Annotated in this window: 21 protein-coding genes; 5 read left to right on the top strand and 16 right to left on the bottom strand. The window is 52.0% G+C overall.

All coding sequences use genetic code 11. From position 1 onward, the window contains the following. Positions 1 to 3: 3 nt before the first annotated feature. Positions 4 to 1,056 (bottom strand): ABC transporter substrate-binding protein, encoded by a 1,053-nt coding sequence (locus tag ACEVJL_RS07615; RefSeq protein WP_374737385.1) that lies wholly within the window; start codon positions 1,054 to 1,056, stop codon positions 4 to 6. A 23-nt stretch (positions 1,057 to 1,079) separates the two neighbouring features. After that, complete coding sequence (locus ACEVJL_RS07610) at positions 1,080 to 1,754, bottom strand: Crp/Fnr family transcriptional regulator (protein WP_374737384.1); 675 nt, start codon at positions 1,752 to 1,754, stop codon at positions 1,080 to 1,082. A gap of 169 nt (positions 1,755 to 1,923) precedes the next feature. Here ACEVJL_RS07610 and ACEVJL_RS07605 point away from each other — a divergent pair, with 169 nt between their 5' ends. Genes ACEVJL_RS07605 through ACEVJL_RS07595 form a run of 3 tightly spaced genes read left to right on the top strand, consistent with a single transcriptional unit; the run spans position 1,924 to position 4,306 of the window. Further along, positions 1,924 to 2,640, top strand: a complete 717-nt coding sequence (locus tag ACEVJL_RS07605; protein ID WP_227605400.1) for a GTP-binding protein — start codon at positions 1,924 to 1,926, stop codon at positions 2,638 to 2,640. Continuing rightward, a complete protein-coding gene (locus tag ACEVJL_RS07600) occupies positions 2,628 to 3,371 on the top strand; it encodes an ATP-binding cassette domain-containing protein (RefSeq protein ID WP_087376830.1) in 744 nt (247 codons plus the stop codon). Before ACEVJL_RS07605 ends, ACEVJL_RS07600 begins: the two co-directional genes overlap by 13 nt. Next, a complete protein-coding gene (locus ACEVJL_RS07595; protein WP_374737383.1) occupies positions 3,368 to 4,306 on the top strand; it encodes a hypothetical protein in 939 nt (312 codons plus the stop codon). The genes ACEVJL_RS07600 and ACEVJL_RS07595 overlap by 4 nt, the downstream gene beginning before the upstream one ends. Positions 4,307 to 4,418: 112 nt before the next feature. Here ACEVJL_RS07595 and ACEVJL_RS07590 read toward each other — a convergent pair whose 3' ends face one another. The 8 genes from ACEVJL_RS07590 to ACEVJL_RS07555 form a co-directional block, all read right to left on the bottom strand. After that, a complete protein-coding gene (locus ACEVJL_RS07590; RefSeq protein WP_374737382.1) occupies positions 4,419 to 6,518 on the bottom strand; it encodes a heavy metal translocating P-type ATPase in 2,100 nt (699 codons plus the stop codon). A gap of 54 nt (positions 6,519 to 6,572) precedes the next feature. Next, complete coding sequence (locus tag ACEVJL_RS07585) at positions 6,573 to 6,845, bottom strand: DUF6110 family protein (protein ID WP_006571811.1); 273 nt, start codon at positions 6,843 to 6,845, stop codon at positions 6,573 to 6,575. A gap of 18 nt (positions 6,846 to 6,863) precedes the next feature. Continuing rightward, complete coding sequence (locus ACEVJL_RS07580; protein ID WP_227605409.1) at positions 6,864 to 6,944, bottom strand: DUF6219 family protein; 81 nt, start codon at positions 6,942 to 6,944, stop codon at positions 6,864 to 6,866. Positions 6,945 to 7,016: 72 nt separating this feature from the next. Next, positions 7,017 to 7,931: a helix-turn-helix transcriptional regulator gene (locus ACEVJL_RS07575; RefSeq protein WP_374737381.1), complete on the bottom strand. Its 915-nt coding sequence runs from the start codon at positions 7,929 to 7,931 to the stop codon at positions 7,017 to 7,019. A 121-nt stretch (positions 7,932 to 8,052) separates the two neighbouring features. Beyond that, on the bottom strand, positions 8,053 to 8,409 hold the full coding sequence (locus ACEVJL_RS07570; RefSeq protein WP_374737380.1) for a metal-dependent transcriptional regulator: 357 nt from the start codon (positions 8,407 to 8,409) through the stop codon (positions 8,053 to 8,055). A gap of 183 nt (positions 8,410 to 8,592) precedes the next feature. Continuing rightward, positions 8,593 to 8,766, bottom strand: coding sequence for a FeoB-associated Cys-rich membrane protein (locus ACEVJL_RS07565; protein WP_006571808.1), 174 nt, complete (start codon positions 8,764 to 8,766; stop codon positions 8,593 to 8,595). Beyond that, complete coding sequence (feoB, locus tag ACEVJL_RS07560; RefSeq protein ID WP_374737379.1) at positions 8,766 to 10,769, bottom strand: ferrous iron transporter B; 2,004 nt, start codon at positions 10,767 to 10,769, stop codon at positions 8,766 to 8,768. The genes ACEVJL_RS07565 and feoB overlap by 1 nt, the downstream gene beginning before the upstream one ends. Positions 10,770 to 10,882: 113 nt before the next feature. Beyond that, a complete protein-coding gene (locus ACEVJL_RS07555) occupies positions 10,883 to 11,095 on the bottom strand; it encodes a FeoA family protein (RefSeq protein ID WP_006571806.1) in 213 nt (70 codons plus the stop codon). A 235-nt stretch (positions 11,096 to 11,330) separates the two neighbouring features. Here ACEVJL_RS07555 and ACEVJL_RS07550 point away from each other — a divergent pair, with 235 nt between their 5' ends. Further along, positions 11,331 to 11,717 carry a metal-dependent transcriptional regulator gene (locus ACEVJL_RS07550; protein WP_374737377.1) on the top strand — a complete coding sequence of 129 codons (387 nt, stop codon included), beginning with the start codon at positions 11,331 to 11,333 and terminating at the stop codon, positions 11,715 to 11,717. A gap of 86 nt (positions 11,718 to 11,803) precedes the next feature. On the opposite strand, the gene ACEVJL_RS07545 is transcribed toward ACEVJL_RS07550, so the two are convergent. Then, positions 11,804 to 13,063, bottom strand: coding sequence for an IS110 family RNA-guided transposase (locus tag ACEVJL_RS07545; RefSeq protein WP_009261187.1), 1,260 nt, complete (start codon positions 13,061 to 13,063; stop codon positions 11,804 to 11,806). A 311-nt stretch (positions 13,064 to 13,374) separates the two neighbouring features. Between ACEVJL_RS07545 and ACEVJL_RS07540 the strand changes: the two genes are divergently transcribed. Then, positions 13,375 to 14,064 (top strand): SAM-dependent methyltransferase, encoded by a 690-nt coding sequence (locus ACEVJL_RS07540; protein WP_374737375.1) that lies wholly within the window; start codon positions 13,375 to 13,377, stop codon positions 14,062 to 14,064. A 97-nt stretch (positions 14,065 to 14,161) separates the two neighbouring features. Here ACEVJL_RS07540 and ACEVJL_RS07535 read toward each other — a convergent pair whose 3' ends face one another. The 5 genes from ACEVJL_RS07535 to ACEVJL_RS07515 all read right to left on the bottom strand — a co-directional run bounded on the left by ACEVJL_RS07535 (position 14,162) and on the right by ACEVJL_RS07515 (position 16,605). Beyond that, positions 14,162 to 14,584 (bottom strand): flavodoxin, encoded by a 423-nt coding sequence (locus ACEVJL_RS07535; RefSeq protein WP_337927494.1) that lies wholly within the window; start codon positions 14,582 to 14,584, stop codon positions 14,162 to 14,164. A gap of 43 nt (positions 14,585 to 14,627) precedes the next feature. After that, positions 14,628 to 15,179: a DUF3793 family protein gene (locus ACEVJL_RS07530; RefSeq protein WP_087260118.1), complete on the bottom strand. Its 552-nt coding sequence runs from the start codon at positions 15,177 to 15,179 to the stop codon at positions 14,628 to 14,630. Between the two features lie 341 nt (positions 15,180 to 15,520). Further along, positions 15,521 to 15,682 (bottom strand): hypothetical protein, encoded by a 162-nt coding sequence (locus tag ACEVJL_RS07525; RefSeq protein ID WP_006571801.1) that lies wholly within the window; start codon positions 15,680 to 15,682, stop codon positions 15,521 to 15,523. A 276-nt stretch (positions 15,683 to 15,958) separates the two neighbouring features. Continuing rightward, entirely contained in the window at positions 15,959 to 16,132 is a 174-nt protein-coding gene (locus ACEVJL_RS07520) for a hypothetical protein (protein ID WP_158097384.1), read from the bottom strand. Between the two features lie 59 nt (positions 16,133 to 16,191). Further along, on the bottom strand, positions 16,192 to 16,605 hold the full coding sequence (locus tag ACEVJL_RS07515; RefSeq protein WP_374737374.1) for a hypothetical protein: 414 nt from the start codon (positions 16,603 to 16,605) through the stop codon (positions 16,192 to 16,194). Positions 16,606 to 16,900 lie beyond the last annotated feature (295 nt).

Raw genomic sequence — 16,900 nt, 5'->3', positions numbered from 1 at the left:
TCCTCAGCGGCTGTAGTAGAAGTCGTCAGCGGGCAGAGTGCCGCCCACAGATTTGGCGTTCTGGTCGAAGAGAACGGTCAGATAGCCGGACAACCGATCCTTCATTGCGGGACCTTCCATAAAGACGATGTTGCAGGCGGGAATGGCTTTCTGGGCAACCTCCGCGGTGACGATGTCATAGGAACCGACCAGCTGTGCGGCATCCGCGACATTGGAGTTGACAAACTCCACGGAAGAGGCATAGTGATCCAGGAAGGCGGAGACGGCCTCGGGATGTTCTTCCACAAAAGCCGTCCGGGCCACTACCACTCCGGTGACCAGAGTAGAGGGTGTTTCGCTGTCCGCCTGCAGCTTGTCCCATTCCTCCGTCAGATCCAGGGCCACCCGGATGCGGTCGCTTTTGCTCTGGGCGGTGGTAACAAAGGGCTGGGGCAGCATGGCGATGGAATTCTCCTGAGCGGTCAGCGCAGCCAGGCATTCTGCCTGTTCGCTTTTCCACTCGATGGTCACATCACTGGTGGGATCGATGCCGTTCTGGGCCAGCACATAGTTCAGAGCATATTCAGGCGTGCCGCCCTTCCCGCTGGCATAGATGGTTTTGCCACGCAGATCCTCCATGGACTGAACGGTATCCCCACTCTCGACAATGTACAGCACACCCAGCGTATTGATCGCCAGAACCTGTACGCCGCCCTCTGTGTTGTTATAGAGGACGGAAGCCAGATTGGCCGGAACTGCGGCAATGTCTGTGGTACCCTGGGAAAGGGCCGCAGAGACCTCATCTGTCATGGCTGTGATGGTAAAGTCGTAGTTGTTGTCGGTTATGGAGCCGTTATCGGTCTCACTCATGAACTGCACCATTCCCATGGCGGTAGGACCCTTGAGGGCCATCACCTTCACATCCACAGCTTCCGTCGTGACCGATTGACTGGTGGTGGGAGTTTCCGAATCAGAGGGTGTCTGAGAGACGGTGGGCTCCTGGGGGGTGGAGGAGCAGCCAGCAAGAAGCGCCGCAGACAGAGACAGAGAACAAATGAGAGACAAGAGCTTTTTCATGATCGTATTCCTTTCTGGGTGGTCTATTTGGTGTTGGATGGATGATAGAGCAGATCTTCCAGCTGGCCCGGATCCATTACATGGAACAGATTCCCGTGGGACTCGATAGCTCCCATGGTCTGCAGCGCTGCCAGCTCACGGAACAGGGCGGCACGACTGATGCCCAAATGGCGGGCCAGATCCTCCCGTGAGCCCCGAAAGATTACCTCGCCGCCTTCCTTGCTATGGGCGAGGAGAAAGGCGATGACCCGCCCCCGGCAGGACTGCATGGTGAGTAGCTCAATCCGCTTCAAGAGAAACTGGATTTTCTCACTGCAAACCGCAGCAAAGCGAAGGGCAAGTGTGCCATTTGCAGCCATGGCTTCCTGCAGTACAGCTTTGGGAATATAGAGGATTTCCGTTTCCACGCTGCATCTGAGCACAGTCTCCAGTTCGCACTGAGTCAGGAGATTGCAGATACCAAAGCATTCTCCAGCCGACAGCTCGTTGAGCAGGATATCCTTTCCGTCCAATGCTACGGAATAGACCTCGATCCTGCCCCTTGTGATCAGACCGATGGATGGGATCCCCCGGGGAATGTCGCTGACAATCTGTCCGCTCCGGAAAATCTGAGTGGACACCTTTGTCCCAGGCAGTGTAACATCTGCCAAAAAAGCAGAAAGTGCCAGCTTGTGAGATAGCTCAGTTTGTTCCAACACCTCACCTCATTTCAATGGGTTAGCTTTCGCTAACCGTATAATATTGTACATGCCGAATATCGCTTTCGTCAAGAAAAAAAGCTGCGTTCTCAGTCTCACTTGATACTGACAAGTGGCACAGTCAGGTGGTAAGCTGATGCTAACTGCATGACTGGAGAGGAGCACACGCATGCCAAATCACATTTTCTTGTTCTCTGGAGCTTCTGCAGTAGGGAAGACCTCTGTTTTGCGATCTCTTCTTCCGCTGCTCAAGCAGAGCGGGGCAACCCCCTGCGTTTGCAAGATCGACTGCCTGCAAAGCGGAGATGCCGCAGTCTTTGAGGAACTGGGATTACCCTGTGTCACTGGCCTGAGCGGGGATATTTGCCCGGATCACTTCCTTGTGTCCAATTTGCCTGAGCTGTGGGATTGGGCTGATGACCGGAATTGCGATACGTTAGTGATTGAGACAGCAGGCCTGTGTCATCGCTGTTCCCCTGCCACCATCCACATGGTGGCGGGATGCGTCCTGGACTGTACTGCCAGCTGCAAGGCGCCGGGACAGCTTGGCCCCATGCTCACGCAGGCGGACTTTGTGGTGCTGACCAAAACTGATATGGTTTCCCAGGCTGAGCTGGAGATCATTTCCTGGCAAATTGGGGAACTAAACCCAAAGGCAGCGTTGTTCCCGGTAGATGGTTTAGCCGGATATGGCATCGACCGCCTGGCACAGTGGCTGCTGGAGCAGCCCACCAACTGCGGCTCCGAGGAGGATGTGCTTCGGCATACCATGCCAAGCGGGGTATGCTCCTATTGTGTGGGAGAACGCCGGGTAGGCGGAGCGTTCCAGCAGGGCGTTGTGGGTAAGATCGACTTTGGAAAGGAGGCGCCGGTATGGAGTGCCTGACCATTTTGCCTGGGCATGACAAGCGCGGAACGGTGGAATCCTTTTTGCCCATTCATCTCAAACGTGGTCAGCTGTACACCATTGTGGGGAACACTGGGTCAGGGAAGTCCCGGCTGATCAAAGATGTGGAGCAGCTGGCCCAGGGAGACTCGGTTACCGGACGCACCATTTTACTGGATGGAGCTCCCGTATCCCGCTGTCATCGGCAGAGGCTATCGGGTCAGCTGGTAGCCCATCTTGGACAGAACATGCGCTTTGTTCTGGACACCACGGTGGAGGATTTTTTACGCCTGCACGCCCGCTGTCGCAGCCGGGAGATTACCCCGAAGGAAATTCTGAAATTGGTGAATGAGATCACGCCAGAACCCGTAACATTGGGTCAAAACCTCAACCAGCTCAGTGGTGGGCAGTCACGGGCCCTGATGATCGGGGATATCGCCCTCGTTTGTGACAGCCCCATCGTACTTATTGACGAGATTGAAAACGCCGGGATCGACAAGCAGCGGGCGCTGCATTTGCTTCGCCGTCAGGACAAGCTGGTTCTGGTGGTCACCCATGACCCCCATACAGCGTTGATGTCGGAGCGGCGGATCGTACTTGGCGGCGGCGCAATTACCGCGGTGGTGGGACGTTCTCCGGCTGAAGCGGCCCTCTATCAGCAATTAGAAGCCGAATACCAAACCCAGCGTCGCTATCAGACGTTGTTACGGAAGGGAGAACTCCTGGCATGACACATATTTTGCTCTACTGGAATCATATCTGCGTACTTCACCGACAGGAGAAGGCGTTCCTGGATGGGCTGACGCAGAAACTGCTCTCCGATGGGATCCAATTGGAAGTGCGCTATTTCGGCTTGGGATATCCGGAGCACATGTCTGAATATCTGGCCCGGCCGGATGCCGTTCTTCCCGACCTCATCGTTTCTGCCGATCTGGAGGTATTCGAAGATCCAGACATTTTCTGCAAACTGAAAGATGATCTCTATCCGGTGCGAAGCTGGATGTCCCTGCGTTCCGGTCCTATGCTGGATGCTGTGGAGCGAGGGCCGTTTCTGCTGCCGTTCCTGTCCATTCCTCTAGTCTACTATACCAGGGAACCGGAGGTCTGTGGACATACTGCCCTGGCTGACTGGAACGGTCTGGCATTTGGCGGCATCAACAACTCGGCGGTCAAGACGGTGGTGAAAGCGGTTTGGGAACGATGGGAACATCAAGCAGCAGAAGCATTGCTGGAGCGCAGTCTGGTGACTGATATGCCCATTGGCGCCTTTCAGACCGTGCGCCAGGGGCAGGCGTCCACTGCCCTTGTGCCCTCTCTATATGCCCTGCGGGCAGACGGACAGGAGACCTTCCTTCAGATTCCACGGGAAGGTCCGGTTCTGATCCCGTCCTACTTCTGTGCCCGCACTTCTGTTCCCCAGTCGATTGCCTGCCGTATGGTGAAAGAGATTTTGTGTCAGGAGCTTTGCTCCTTTTATGCTGCCAACGGAGATCTGATCGTTTATCCCGAGCACGCCCAGGGAAAAAGCCAGCAGGAGAGTCCCAGCGCCTGCTGTCCTTCTACTGAGTGGCTTGCATCCTTGACACACGATGAATTTTATGGACTATACTGCCAAAAACTTTCCAAAGCAACCGATTGGAAGGCTGATAACAAGTTACAAGTTTAGAAGAAAAAACAGAACTACCTCAGCCGCGGAGCACGGCTGAGGTAGTTCTGTTTTTATAGCATTTATAGGTTCCAAAGGATCGTCCTGATTTCCAAGTATGATCCAGGTAGTTTTATAGAACCTGTTTCCTCTCTTTCTGATGGGGAAGTGGACTCATACTTCTCAAACTGACCCCCAAAGTGGAAAGATTGTGCAGCGTGGCAGAGGTGGCGGGAGGAATGATCCCGGCCATGCCAAGGGCGATCAGAGCGCCGTTAAAGCCGATAACAAAGCGGTAGTTGGAATGGATGCGGGCCATGAGCGCCATAGCAATCCGGCGCAGTTCCACCAGCTCCCAAAGGCTATCGGCAGCGATGGTGATGTCCGCAATCTCCCGGGCGATGGCGGCGCCATCGCTGATAGCAATGCCGGCATCTGCCTCAGACAAGGCCGGCGAGTCGTTGATGCCGTCGCCCACCATCAGAACGGTATGCCCCTCCCGACGAAGCTGGGCCACATAGTCTGCCTTATCTACCGGGAGCACCTCCGAACGGAAATCGTCCACCCCCACCTGGGCGGCAATGGCTGCAGCGGTACGGTGACTGTCTCCGGTGAGCATGACTGTGTTGGAAATTCCCAGAGCGCGGAGTGTGGCGAGCACATCTTTTGCTTCCTCCCGCAGCGGGTCGGAAATACAGATCACAGCTGCCAGCTGTCCACCCACTGCCAGATACAGGTGGGAATACTCCGGCGGGAGCATGTCAAAGCGTTCTTGATCGCATTCCGGAATCTGGCAGTGCTCATCCTCAAATACAAAGTGGGCGCTGCCGATGAGCACCCGCTCCCCGTTGACGGTACTGGCAATGCCGTGGGCCACCAGATACTCGACCTTGGAGTGGAACTCATCATGGGTCAGTCCCTGCTGCCTGGCCTCCTCGACCACAGCGTTAGCCATGGAGTGGGGAAAATGCTCCTCCAGACAGGCAGCCACCCGCAGCATCTCTCGTTCGTCTCTGCCGCCGAAGGGGATAATCTTTGCCACCTTGGGGCAGGCGTGGGTCAGGGTGCCGGTCTTGTCAAAAACGATGGTATCGGCTGCGGCCACTGCCTCCAGGAATTTACCGCCCTTGACGGTGATATGTGCGTCTCCAGCCTCCCGCATAGCCGAGAGCACTGCCAGCGGCATGGCCAGCTTCAGGGCGCAGGAGAAATCTACCATCAGCACGGAAAGCGCTCTGGCCACGTTGCGGGTGAGGACGAAGCTCAGTAGGCTTCCTGCAAAGGTATAGGGAACTAGCTTGTCGGCCAGATGGGCAGCCTTGCTCTCAGCGGCAGACTTCATCTGTTCCGATTGCTCAATCATGTGGACGATCTGGTCGTATCGGCTCTGTCCGGAGGCTTTCTTGACCTCCAGCACACATTCGCCTTCCTCTACCACAGTTCCGGCATAGACCGCTCCGCCGGGACGTTTGGGCACGGGGATGGATTCACCAGTCAAGGATGCCTGGTTAACGGTGATCTCGCCCTCTAGTACCACTCCGTCCACAGGGATGATTCCGCCGGCCCGCACGACTACTGCATCCCCAGGCTGAACCTGGGAAATAGGAATCAGTACCTCACCCTCGGCGGTCCGGAGCCAGACTCGATCCACATTCAGCGACATGCACCGGGCCAAGTCTTCCACGGATTTTTTCCGGGTCCACTCCTCCAGAAGCTCTCCAAGCTCCAAAAGGAACATGACCGCACCCGCAGTTCCGAAATCCCCACGGCAGGCGGAGATGGAAATGGACAGGGCATCCAGCAGCTCCACCTTGATGCGGCGGCGCAGTAGGCAATGCAGACCGCGGCGCACAAAGGGGATCATATGCCACACGATCCGGGCAATGCGAAGCGGGGAGGGCAGAAACAGTGTGCAGGCCGCCTTCATCATGACCTTGCTGACCAACTTCTCCTCAAATTCTCGGTTAAGCGCCCGGGTGCTGTGGGCGGGCAGAGAGATTTGCTGTTCTGCGTTCTCCCAGGAAAAACAGCGGACATCGTCCAGAACGGCCTGCCGGTCTCCTTCGTACTGTAAAATGATGCAACATGTCCGCTCGTGGACAGTAACACGGCGAGCCCAGGCTTTATTCTGCAGCCAGAGTTCCAGCCGGTCGGCCTGCTCCAGCGTCATGCGATTCTGCTTCAGCCTGATTCGAATACGTCCCCGGCTTTCATGCAATATGGTTGCGTTCATAGGTTCCTCCTTCACGAAAAGAGGGAGCCGCACGGGCGGCTCCCTCTGCTGTCATCAGGCTTCCACGCTGTCCAGATTGGCAGCAGCGGCATCCTCTGCCTCTTTGGCAGCCCGCGCCTCATTCAGGTCCTTGGCAGAAGCGAGAATGTCGGCGGCATTCTCCTGCACAGTAGCAACGGTTCCCATGACGGAATCCTTCATACGCAGACCAGCAGCAGTCGCATGGACATATGCATTCTTAGCATCCTTGCTGGACAGCAGCTTGATTCCGAAAGATCCAAACAGTGTGCCGCCCACAAAGCAGGCCAATTTCGTATAGACACTCATTCTGATACTTCCTTTCTGTTATTTTCGTTTGTAGCCGGTAATCATGACCATGATCATGCAGATTACCGCGCCCCAGGCCCAAAAACGATGCTGTTTCATCGCAATCACCCCTTATATCTCAGGATAGCGTTGAGCGTCCAATCATTATAGCCAACTAAATTCACTTTGTCATCACTGAAAAAGACAATGTATCTCGGCTTTCGACATTTTTTTGAACTGCCCAGGTGTTACTCCATAATAACGCTTGAAAACAGAGCTGAACTGGTTCATTCCTATATAGCCTACTTGCTGAGCGATCTGATAGATCGGCAGATCTGTGCAATGAATCAATTCGGCGGCCCTGCGCATACGCAGATCCGTGAGACAGCCGTGAATAGACGTTCCATATATACGTCGGAACTCTGCTTTTAGGTAGGTGGGTGAGACAGCAAGAAGCCGGCTCAAATCTGCTATTGTAATTTTCTCGGACAAATGCGACTCCATATATGCCCGTGCATCCAAAAGATTTTTGGGCACTTGGTTTGCTGTTGAGTATGCGGAACTATGGTCTTTTACCGTGAGGATATAGAGCAGTTCCATAGCTTTCAAGAGGCAATATCTTCCGCATGCCTCTTTCGGCAGATGCGCCAAAAAATCAAATATGGCCTGGCCCCAGCAACGATTGCAAAGCGTGGTGTAGCCATAGTGTGCGGCTAATTTGGAGGTAAGTTGACACAGGTCTATAGGAAGTCCCAAAGAGGTGAAGACGGAAAAAAGTCCGTCATGGGATAGGTTTGGTTCGATCGTGATAAGAATTCCTTGCAGGTTCCCGCTGATTTTTACTGAATCGGGCGCACAAACACTGGAAAGGACAAGTACATCATATTTTTCGATTGTATGAGATTTTGCATTTGGTCGCTTGGCAACGACCTGCCCGCCCAAGCAAAAAAAGATTTCGTATATCTGGCCGGGGGTGTGTGCCGGAAGCGTGGAAAGGTCTTCCTGCGGCGATCCTGACAATGTGAATTGGCAAACATGCGCACCTGGGATATCATGGAGCCATTGCACATATTCCGGATATTTGGTTTGCAAATACTCGATCAACATATCCAACACCTATTTTCAGAGAGAAAGCCTGCGATCAAAAATAAGATCGATCGTATCCGGTATTTCTCGGATCTAACACAAATCGTTTGACCAGATTCTATGATGAAAAAGAGTGCATGACTCATTGAGTCAGCGATTTCAGGGCGCGGAAGCTTTCATCACTGATTGCGTGTTCCATCCTGCATGCGTCATTGGAGGCAATATCGGCACTTACACCAAGTCCTACCAAAAGGTCGCACAAGACCTGATGCCGTTCCTCCACTATTTGAGCAAGCTCAAGCCCTTTGTCAGTCAAATGAAGCGCTCTTTTGTCATCCATATAGAGAAGGCCAGCTTCACAGAGCGATTTGACGGTAACAGAAACGGTGGGGCGGGAAACGGATAGACATGTAGCCAGCTGATGGCAACGCACATCTCCTTTTCGGGATAAAATGAAGACTGTTTTTACGTAATCTTCCGTTGTTCGTTTTAATGTCATGGACGATTACCATCCTTTTGGTCTGCGTTTCGGGAGACTGGTGTTAAAGCTATGAACACTGCATTCTTTTCTGCTCGAGTTGATGTATTCTTGCAGACAGCGGAAAGCTTTTAGTGAACAAGACGATACCAAAAAAGGATTGCGGCCCTTCCGCTGGAAAAGCCGCAATCCTTTGCTCATGTGCTATTTATGATGATGGTTTCCGCAGCTGCAATGTGTATCGTCATGTTTCGAACTGCAGGAGCAGCCGTCAGGACAACCGATACACTTTTTTCCGCTTTTTTTCGCTTTATAAACATAGAACGCAGCGGCGGCAACAATAACCACAAGGATTGCGATCACAATGTAGTCGATCATCAGGATTTCGCCCCACTCAGCGCATACTCACGCTTCAGGTCCTTTTCTGTTTTCATGCACAGGTAGACCAGGACCGCAGCAAAGGCAACCACTGCAATCAGGCCGGGGAGGAAGCCAGCGCCCACCGCGCCGGTGGTGACCAGAGTGCCGATCTGATAGACCAGGAAGCCCACGGTGTAGCCGGTTCCCAGCTGGAGACCAATACCGGCCCACAGCCACTTAGCGCTCTTCATCTCAGAGTTCATGGCGCCGATAGCGGCAAAGCAGGGAGGCGTGTAGAGGTTGAACATGAGGTAGGCCAGAGCGGCAACCTTTGTGATGGCAATGATACCGGCAACCTCGGCACCAGAGCCCTCAAGCATGGCCAGCTCGTCGGTGTCGATGAAGTTCTCCAGACCCACGAAGCACACGGCCAGGGTGCCAACCACATTTTCCTTGGCAATAAAGCCGGTGACAGCAGCGGCGGCCAGCTGCCAGCTGAGGACGCCCACGATGGGCACCAGCAGGTAGGCGAAGGGGCCGGCAATGGAAGCCAGGATGGAGCTGTCGGCGGTTTCAGCCACCTGGAAGCTCCAGTTGAAGGTCTGCATGATCTGCACAGCGGTGTTGCACAGCAGAATGATGGTGGCAGCCTTTACGATGTAGGCCCAGCCCCGGGCACACATGGCCTTCAGGGCAAAGAGCAAAGAGGGGACCTTGTACTCGGGCAGCTCAATGATGAAGAAGGACTTGCGGTTCTTGTAACCAGCAATCTTGTTGACCAGCAGAGCGCCCAGGAAGATCAGGACGATACCGGTGAAGTACATGGTGAAGCTCACCCAGCCTGCATCATCAAAGAAAGCACCGGCAAAGAGAGCGATGACAGGGATCTTGGCGCCGCAAGGCATGAAGGGGGTCAGCATAGCGGTGGCACGGCGCTCACGCTCATTGCGGATGGTGCGGCTGGCCATGACGCCGGGGATAGCGCAGCCCGTACCGATGACAAAGGGAATCACGGACTTGCCGGAGAGGCCTACTTTTTTGAAGATGGGATCCAGCACCACGGAAACACGGGACATGTAGCCGCAGTCCTCCAGCAGGGCAATCAGGAAGTACATGATCATCACCAGGGGCAGGAAGCCAACCACAGCGCCCACGCCGCCGATAATACCGTCGGCCAGCAGAGCGGTCAGCAGGGGGTTGGCATCGGCCAGGGAGTCGGCCACAGAGCCCTGGAAGGTCTCGATCCAGCCCACCAGTGTGTCCGCAATCAGCGGGCCTACCCAGGTTTGGGAAATCTGGAATACCAGGAACATGACCACGGCAAAAATAGGAATACCCAGGAATTTGTTGGTCAGCACGGCGTCAATGGCATCGCTGGTACCCTTCTCTTTCGTGAGGACTTTCCGCTTTTCCACCTGGGATACCAGAGAGTTGACAAAGGTGAAGCGCTTGCGGTCCGCATCCTCCACGACCTTCTTGTCGGTCAGGTCGATGTCACCCTGGGAGTAAGGAGCCTTCTGTGCCTTGCCGTTCAGCTCGACAGCAGCGTCTACCACTGCTTTCAGGCCTTCAGCGGAAGTAGATACGGTTTCCAGAACCGGGCAGCCCAGCTTGGCGGAGAGGGATGCAGTGTCAATGGTGGTCTGCTTCTTGGCGTTGATGTCACTCTTGTTCAGAGCGACCACCACCGGAATGCCCAGCTCCAACAGCTGGGTGGTGAAAAACAGACTGCGGCTGAGATTGGTGGCATCCACGATGTTGATAATGGCATCCGGGTGCTCATTGCGAACATAGGAACTGGTGATGCTCTCCTCCGAGGTAAAAGGGGACATGGAGTAGGCACCGGGCAGATCCACCGCGATCAGATCTTCGGTCCCGCTGTAATAGGCTTTCTTGATGGGGTGTTCCTTTTTCTCCACCGTCACGCCGGCCCAGTTGCCCACCTTTTCGTTCCGCCCGGTAAGGGCGTTGTACATGGTGGTCTTGCCGGAGTTCGGGTTGCCTGTCAAGGCAATACGCATGGGTAGTTCCTCCTCTTTTTGCTATTCTCTCTATTACAACACACGACGGTTGCTGATAGCTAACCGATATGTGCAGTAGACACACATATTTTTGGAAGCAGGGGGGAGGCAATTCAAATCAGAATTGCCTCCGCCAGTTGATTGTCAATGTTATAGCGGCCGTCTTTGATAGAAACGACACAGCCGCCCTTTAAGTGGGAGACTACCGTGATCGGCTCTCCTTCGTAACATCCAAGCGAAAATAAAAACGCATTCAACTCTTCATCGTCCGTATCGATTCGCTGGATCTTGTACTCCGTTCCTTCCAGGGCTTCTTTCAAAGTCATATTCTTCACCTGTCAATAAAATGGTAGCTTTGGTTAGCGTATAACAACCAGAACCCATCAAAAAAGGTTAGACAACCCTAACCACTGCATCGCAAATAATATATCACCAATACGCCTTTGTCAAGACCAAATTTGAAATTATACTCAACAGTGTAAAGCAGGAAAAAGATAATCAAATTGAAACTTGCTGGTTTTCTGTGGTATAATGAGAAAAACAATACTGCTGGAGGTAGCCATGTCAATTCATGAGTCTGGCCAGATGTATCTGGAAACGATTTACATTCTCTCTCAAAATAAAAGCTATGTACGGGCTATTGATGTCGGAGAGCATTTAGGATATTCCAAGCCCAGTGTCAGCAGGGCTATGTCTATTTTAAAGAAAAACGGATATGTTCTGGTGGATGCAGACGGAGCGATCACATTAACGGAAAGCGGTATGGAAATTGCGCGAACTATGTATACCCGTCATACCGTTTTATCGGAAATGCTGATGCGATTGGGCGTGGATGAGAAAACGGCAACAGAGGATGCGTGCAGAATTGAGCATGTCATCAGTGAACAGTCTTTTTCAGCTATTCAACAGCATTTGAAGTGGACAGTGGAGCAGGTAATGGAAGTTTGAAACAAAGCGATAGCCGAAGCAGAAGGAAAAAGGGCGCAAAAACACAGCCGCAGGGACTGCGGGAAAAAACGATATGGAAGAGGGTCTCAACCTGACTCGACGGCCAGTTCGTCCTTGAAAATATAGCCCCGCTTGCGAAGTAGAGCCAGGCCCTCCGCCTTGGAAATAACAACGGAATGCTCCGTCAGCTTGTCGGCAAGATAACCCTTTGCGGAATAAGGCTCCAGCTTGGACAGGACGTTCCAGATAGCGGTCAGAAGCATCCGGCATACAGCGATAATCGCTTTCTTGTGCCCACGGCGGGCTTTGATTCTGCGGTAGCGTTCCCTGCATTCAGGGTGCCTGTCGGATTTTATGACGGCATTTGCTATTTGAACCAGCAGAGGCTTCAAATAGCAGCCAGCTCTGGAGATTCGTGTGGACTTCACTTTCTTATTGCTCTGGTCATTTCGAGGACAGCATCCAGCCCAGGAAGCCAGGTGCTTTGCAGAGGGAAATACCGACATATCAACGCCGATCTCGGAGATAAGGGCCACAGCCGTCAGCGGAGCGGCGGCAAAGCCAGGAACCGTGCGGATCAATTCCAACTGGTAAGGATAGGGCTCAGCAAGCCGGAGGATTTCAGCTTCGATACGCTCCCTGTGCGCATTCAGTTGGTCGATGTGCAGCAGGCATTCCTTGAGTTTGGCTGCCTGTTCACGGGATACCACCCCGTCCACAGCAGCTTGGATTTCCTCAACAGGATGCTTGCAGCGCCGGTGGATAAACGGAGTCACATCAAACTGCTCACCAGGATGCTCCAAAATGTACTGGATAATGGAGCGTGAGGATTTTCCAAACACGTCAGAAAACACATCATCCAGCTTCAGATTGGAAACGGTGAGGCAGTTTTGGGCGCGGTTCTTCTCTCCGGTCAGCATATTGGTGAGCTTCACACGGTAGCGCATCAGGTCACGGAGCTGACGGATGTCCGGCGGTGGGATAAAGCTGGGCTTGACCATGCCGCACATATACAGGTCGCAGATCCACTTGGCGTCCTTGCGGTCGGTTTTGTTGCCCTTCTGCGGTTTCGTGTATTTCGGGTGCGCCAAGGTGACCCAACAGGTCTTTTCAAGGATATTGAATACAGGAATCCAGTATTTCCCTGTGGATTCCATGCAGACATCCGAGCAGGAGTATTTCGCAAGCCAGTCAGCCAGATCCCTCAGTCCGTTGGAAAACGAGGAAAAGCGAGCCTGCTTGTACTCTGTCCGGCCATTGGAATCCGTGATACCGATACAGGCAAATATCCAGGTTTTGTGAATGTCCAGTCCACAGCAGTTTTTGCGGAGAATTTTGAAAGCCATTTGCCTCCCTCCAGACACAGTGTTTGGGGAGGTTCGGCAGGGACTGGCCACCCGGCAAAATCGAGTCGATTTGAAAGAGATAAGTTTACGGGCTGCTGTCATGCGCCATTCGTTGATGCCTTAACGGGTGGCCGAACCATATAGAAATGCGGGGTTGCCGTTATACAGCCCCGCCACTCACCTCCACGGTCTCTGTAGTATACCGAGCACTCCTGTGAACAGTATAGCAAACATCAATTTCAGGCGAAAGCACCTGCGTTTCATAACCCCGTCGGTGCCTTTCGCAGAAAGGCGGATTATAGAAATGACCAATGGGTATTGATTATCGTTTTTTACAAGAAAACATGATGGGGCCAAATGCATGGATACTTGCCGAGGAACTCACATCTGATTTGCCCATAAAAAGAGGAATGCGGATTTTGGATTTAGGATGTGGTCGAGGCATTTCGTCCATATTTCTTGCAAAAAAATATGAGGCTGAGGTCTTTGCTGTAGATTTATGGATCTCCGCTACTGAAAACTTTGCCCGATTCCAGCAAATGGGCGTAGCACAACAGACAGTTCCTCTGCAATTCGATGCCAGACAGCTTCCGTTTGCACAAAGTTTTTTTGACGCCGTAGTCAGCATAGATTCTTACCATTATTTCGGCAACAATAATACCTACTTCAAAAAGATCCTGAGGCCTACCTTGAAAAAGAGGGCTGTGGTCGCACTTGCTTTTCCCGGTATGAAAAACGAAATCCATGAGAATATCCCGGAAGAGATGAAACCGCTGTGGGATGAAGAGGCGTTGCAGATGTGGCACTCCATCGATTGGTGGAAGCCTAAATTTGAAACACATCTTAAAGACTTCAACATTGCCGAAATGGATTGTTTTTCCAGAGCGTGGGATGATTGGCTTGCTTGCGATAACCCATATGCCTCCGAGGATAGATCGATGATCGAAACGGATAACGGCCGATTTATGAATTTAATAAAGCTTACTGGTACCATTCGTTAAATCAAGGCACAAAACAATCGGACAGCATAGCAGCTGTCCGATTGTTTTTGTAGCTTGAGTTATAGGGTGTTCGGTTAGGACCACTTGGCTTCCAGCTTCAGACCAGAGAAGCACCCAAGTTACGGCATGCCGCCAAACCATCATCGTCCGGAGTTTCATTGCAGATTACGCTGTCACAGGCCAGATTGGCGCCATCATCGTTGCAGCGGGCTTCCCAACTGCGCATCCACTCGCCGTCGCCCCAGCCGTAGGAGCCAAACAGAGCGATGGTCTTTCCGCTCAGGCGGTTTTCACAGGCGGAAAACATGGGCTCAAATTCCATTTCCTCCAGCTGCTCAGCGCCCATAGAAGGACAACCAAAAGCAATGGCATCAAAGCTGCCCACCTGATCTGCCGAAAATTCAGAGGCGGTCAGAACCGAAACCTCGGCGCCCTTCTCCTTGGCACCCTCTGCCACGGCCATTGCCATGGCTTCGGTATTACCCGTACCGCTCCAAAAAACAACTGCAACTTTACTCATAAGACACAACAACCTTTCTTCGTAATTTATTATGGCAGAAACATCAACCAGCTACTGTGAGCTGCTCAATGGACTTCCCTCGCAGCCACTGCCGGGAGTAGGCTTTGCTGCACATATCGTACTTTTCAAACGTATTCTTTGCTGTTTGTTCGTCGCCGTAGACCTTCCAGCATCCCACACACTTGTGCTTGCAGGCTCCATTTTGGATAAAACCTAACACGTCTTCCGGCGGATAGCTTAAAAACAGGCCGATCTCATGAGGAAATTCCTCTTCTGCGCAAAGGCGACGGATTAAATGAACCACGCAGCAGTTCGGATTTTCCGGCGCGTATCCGTACTTCAGCAGAAGAGCTCTGGCACGTTGATCGGCCAAGTCGCACTCCAGCGCATGGGGCCGATAAACATAAATCAGGGCACGTCCTCTGCGGACTCTGAGCGGCAAAACTCGGATTCCTTTCGGAACCAGCTTTTTATTCAATCGGCACAATTCTTTTGTCAGGTCTGTTCGGGAGGTACAGGGGCATGAGAACAGATTCCCTGTTTTGATTCCTGCCAGTGTAGGGGAACAATGGCGAACCAATAAATCCTCTGACATGGAAGCACCCCATTTCTCGGTCGAGAATGATTCTTCTAAGTGGTATGTTTTGTACGATGGTTAGCAAAGGCTAACTGTTGCGCAAAAAAATAATTTGCTTCACCAGGTTAGTTATTGCTAACTGATTGGTGTGATTATATATGACTGGGATGAATTTGTCAAGATAATTTGTTCAGGCAAGGATGATGTAACTTCCGTGCCCCAGCAATCCAGAGGGGAAATCACATTTTCTTGTATGAGAAATGTAGTAGGCGCATCGATTAGTGGTGCATTTCAGTAAGCAAAATGCAGAAAGAGAAAATGCAGTCACGCTCTTTGCGTGACTGCATCAGCATAAAAAATCAAGTGTTTCGGTTGTCCAAACTATGGATGATACAGGCGATGCCTGAAATTAGTGCAAACAGGATCATCCCGCCAATGGCGTTGTTAAACAGCGCACCGAAAAACATACCCCCAATGCTGGCTGCTACCATAATGATGACGGAAACAACAGTCCTGAACATGTAAGACCCTCCTTTTGCAATCAATACATACAACAAGATAAGTATAGGGCCAACAGGGAGAGAAGTAAAGAGCAACGTTATCTCAGGAATGAAGTGGAGGAAATCTGACCTGTTTCTGCAAGAATGATTTTTATAAAAGATCTGCTCTGCTCAATAGTTAGCAAAAATTCACTTTTGTGAAACAATATGAGTGCTTCCTGGGGTGAATTTCTCAAGAGGAAAAGCATCAATCCGTGGTGAGTAGTCCATAACAATGACGAGATCCTGAAAAAAATATTATGCTTTTTTGTTCTTCAAAAATGTGCGGATTGCATGAATCAAGCAGAGCGCGGAAATAAGGAGCTGTACCACAGCAAACCCCATGTTGCCTTCTGTATAATTGATCCATGAGATAGTAACCCAAATAACGACCGCGGCCAGCCAGCAGATGGGACCAATGTATTTTTTCATTATCTGCTCCTTTTAGCACATGAAAACTTGACTGTGGGTAGCACAAGAAAGAAGATAAACTAACCTTCTGCGGAAGGGCTCTCGCTGAGACATACAAATTCTCCGATCTCAACACCTTCTTCCAATACGGTGAATGTTGAGCCATCGTCATTTAATTGCAATTTATACCCGTATACCTCTTTCTTGCCATCATAACTATATTGATACCCCGAAATATAAACAAGAGGGTCGCTGGTAATAAAGCCGCCGGTAGTCAATAAGATCTCATATTGGGAAATACCCTCTTTTGAGAGCATGGATGCAAAGAGCTCGTTTGTGTATGCCTCGGCCTTAACGCTTGTATCAAAAGCATCCTGTAATGCGGAGGTTGTATCACTGCTTTGGTCCACGAAGGAAGCTGTGTTGCCGTCACATCCGGTAAGGATAGACAATAAGGCTGCGGTGAGAAAGAATAAGATGATTTTTTTCGGCATGATAAATCACACTCCTTCATTTTCCTTGCCGGAGCAGGTCTTGTGGCCCTCTCGGCGAGCGGCCCGCCGCGCAAGGTTTTTGATTTTCTGGCACCCAAATATAATTGCCGCACAAAACAGAAAAGCGGTCAACCCATAGCAAAAAGACTGCATATCGATGCCTCCAAGCATAGTCCATGCATACGGCGGTGGCCAGCGGCCACGGTTGCGGAGCTCAGCGGCCGCTGTGCGGCCTAACGGCCACCCCAATATAGACAGCTAATTGAAGTAGTTCGGAAATTCTCCATAATGATGG

The organism is Flintibacter porci, assembly GCF_041925195.1.
Lineage (GTDB): Bacteria > Bacillota > Clostridia > Oscillospirales > Oscillospiraceae > Lawsonibacter > Lawsonibacter porci.
The sequence above is the reverse complement of the archived record's forward strand: the minus strand, read 5'-3'. Positions and strand labels throughout refer to the sequence as shown.

Excerpts from the sequence above, each read along its gene's own strand:
- ACEVJL_RS07615 (WP_374737385.1), bottom strand. The coding sequence starts at position 1,056 with ATGAAAAAGCTCTTGTCTCTCATTTGTTCTCTGTCTCTGTCTGCGGCG.
- ACEVJL_RS07605 (WP_227605400.1), top strand. The coding sequence starts at position 1,924 with ATGCCAAATCACATTTTCTTGTTCTCTGGAGCTTCTGCAGTAGGGAAG.
- ACEVJL_RS07600 (WP_087376830.1), top strand. The coding sequence starts at position 2,628 with ATGGAGTGCCTGACCATTTTGCCTGGGCATGACAAGCGCGGAACGGTG.
- ACEVJL_RS07595 (WP_374737383.1), top strand. The coding sequence starts at position 3,368 with ATGACACATATTTTGCTCTACTGGAATCATATCTGCGTACTTCACCGA.
- ACEVJL_RS07590 (WP_374737382.1), bottom strand. The coding sequence starts at position 6,518 with ATGAACGCAACCATATTGCATGAAAGCCGGGGACGTATTCGAATCAGG.
- ACEVJL_RS07585 (WP_006571811.1), bottom strand. The coding sequence starts at position 6,845 with ATGAGTGTCTATACGAAATTGGCCTGCTTTGTGGGCGGCACACTGTTT.
- ACEVJL_RS07580 (WP_227605409.1), bottom strand. The coding sequence starts at position 6,944 with ATGAAACAGCATCGTTTTTGGGCCTGGGGCGCGGTAATCTGCATGATC.
- ACEVJL_RS07575 (WP_374737381.1), bottom strand. The coding sequence starts at position 7,931 with ATGTTGATCGAGTATTTGCAAACCAAATATCCGGAATATGTGCAATGG.
- ACEVJL_RS07570 (WP_374737380.1), bottom strand. The coding sequence starts at position 8,409 with ATGACATTAAAACGAACAACGGAAGATTACGTAAAAACAGTCTTCATT.
- ACEVJL_RS07565 (WP_006571808.1), bottom strand. The coding sequence starts at position 8,766 with ATGATCGACTACATTGTGATCGCAATCCTTGTGGTTATTGTTGCCGCC.
- feoB (WP_374737379.1), bottom strand. The coding sequence starts at position 10,769 with ATGCGTATTGCCTTGACAGGCAACCCGAACTCCGGCAAGACCACCATG.
- ACEVJL_RS07555 (WP_006571806.1), bottom strand. The coding sequence starts at position 11,095 with ATGACTTTGAAAGAAGCCCTGGAAGGAACGGAGTACAAGATCCAGCGA.
- ACEVJL_RS07550 (WP_374737377.1), top strand. The coding sequence starts at position 11,331 with ATGTCAATTCATGAGTCTGGCCAGATGTATCTGGAAACGATTTACATT.
- ACEVJL_RS07545 (WP_009261187.1), bottom strand. The coding sequence starts at position 13,063 with ATGGCTTTCAAAATTCTCCGCAAAAACTGCTGTGGACTGGACATTCAC.
- ACEVJL_RS07540 (WP_374737375.1), top strand. The coding sequence starts at position 13,375 with ATGGGTATTGATTATCGTTTTTTACAAGAAAACATGATGGGGCCAAAT.
- ACEVJL_RS07535 (WP_337927494.1), bottom strand. The coding sequence starts at position 14,584 with ATGAGTAAAGTTGCAGTTGTTTTTTGGAGCGGTACGGGTAATACCGAA.
- ACEVJL_RS07530 (WP_087260118.1), bottom strand. The coding sequence starts at position 15,179 with ATGTCAGAGGATTTATTGGTTCGCCATTGTTCCCCTACACTGGCAGGA.
- ACEVJL_RS07525 (WP_006571801.1), bottom strand. The coding sequence starts at position 15,682 with ATGTTCAGGACTGTTGTTTCCGTCATCATTATGGTAGCAGCCAGCATT.
- ACEVJL_RS07520 (WP_158097384.1), bottom strand. The coding sequence starts at position 16,132 with ATGAAAAAATACATTGGTCCCATCTGCTGGCTGGCCGCGGTCGTTATT.
- ACEVJL_RS07515 (WP_374737374.1), bottom strand. The coding sequence starts at position 16,605 with ATGCCGAAAAAAATCATCTTATTCTTTCTCACCGCAGCCTTATTGTCT.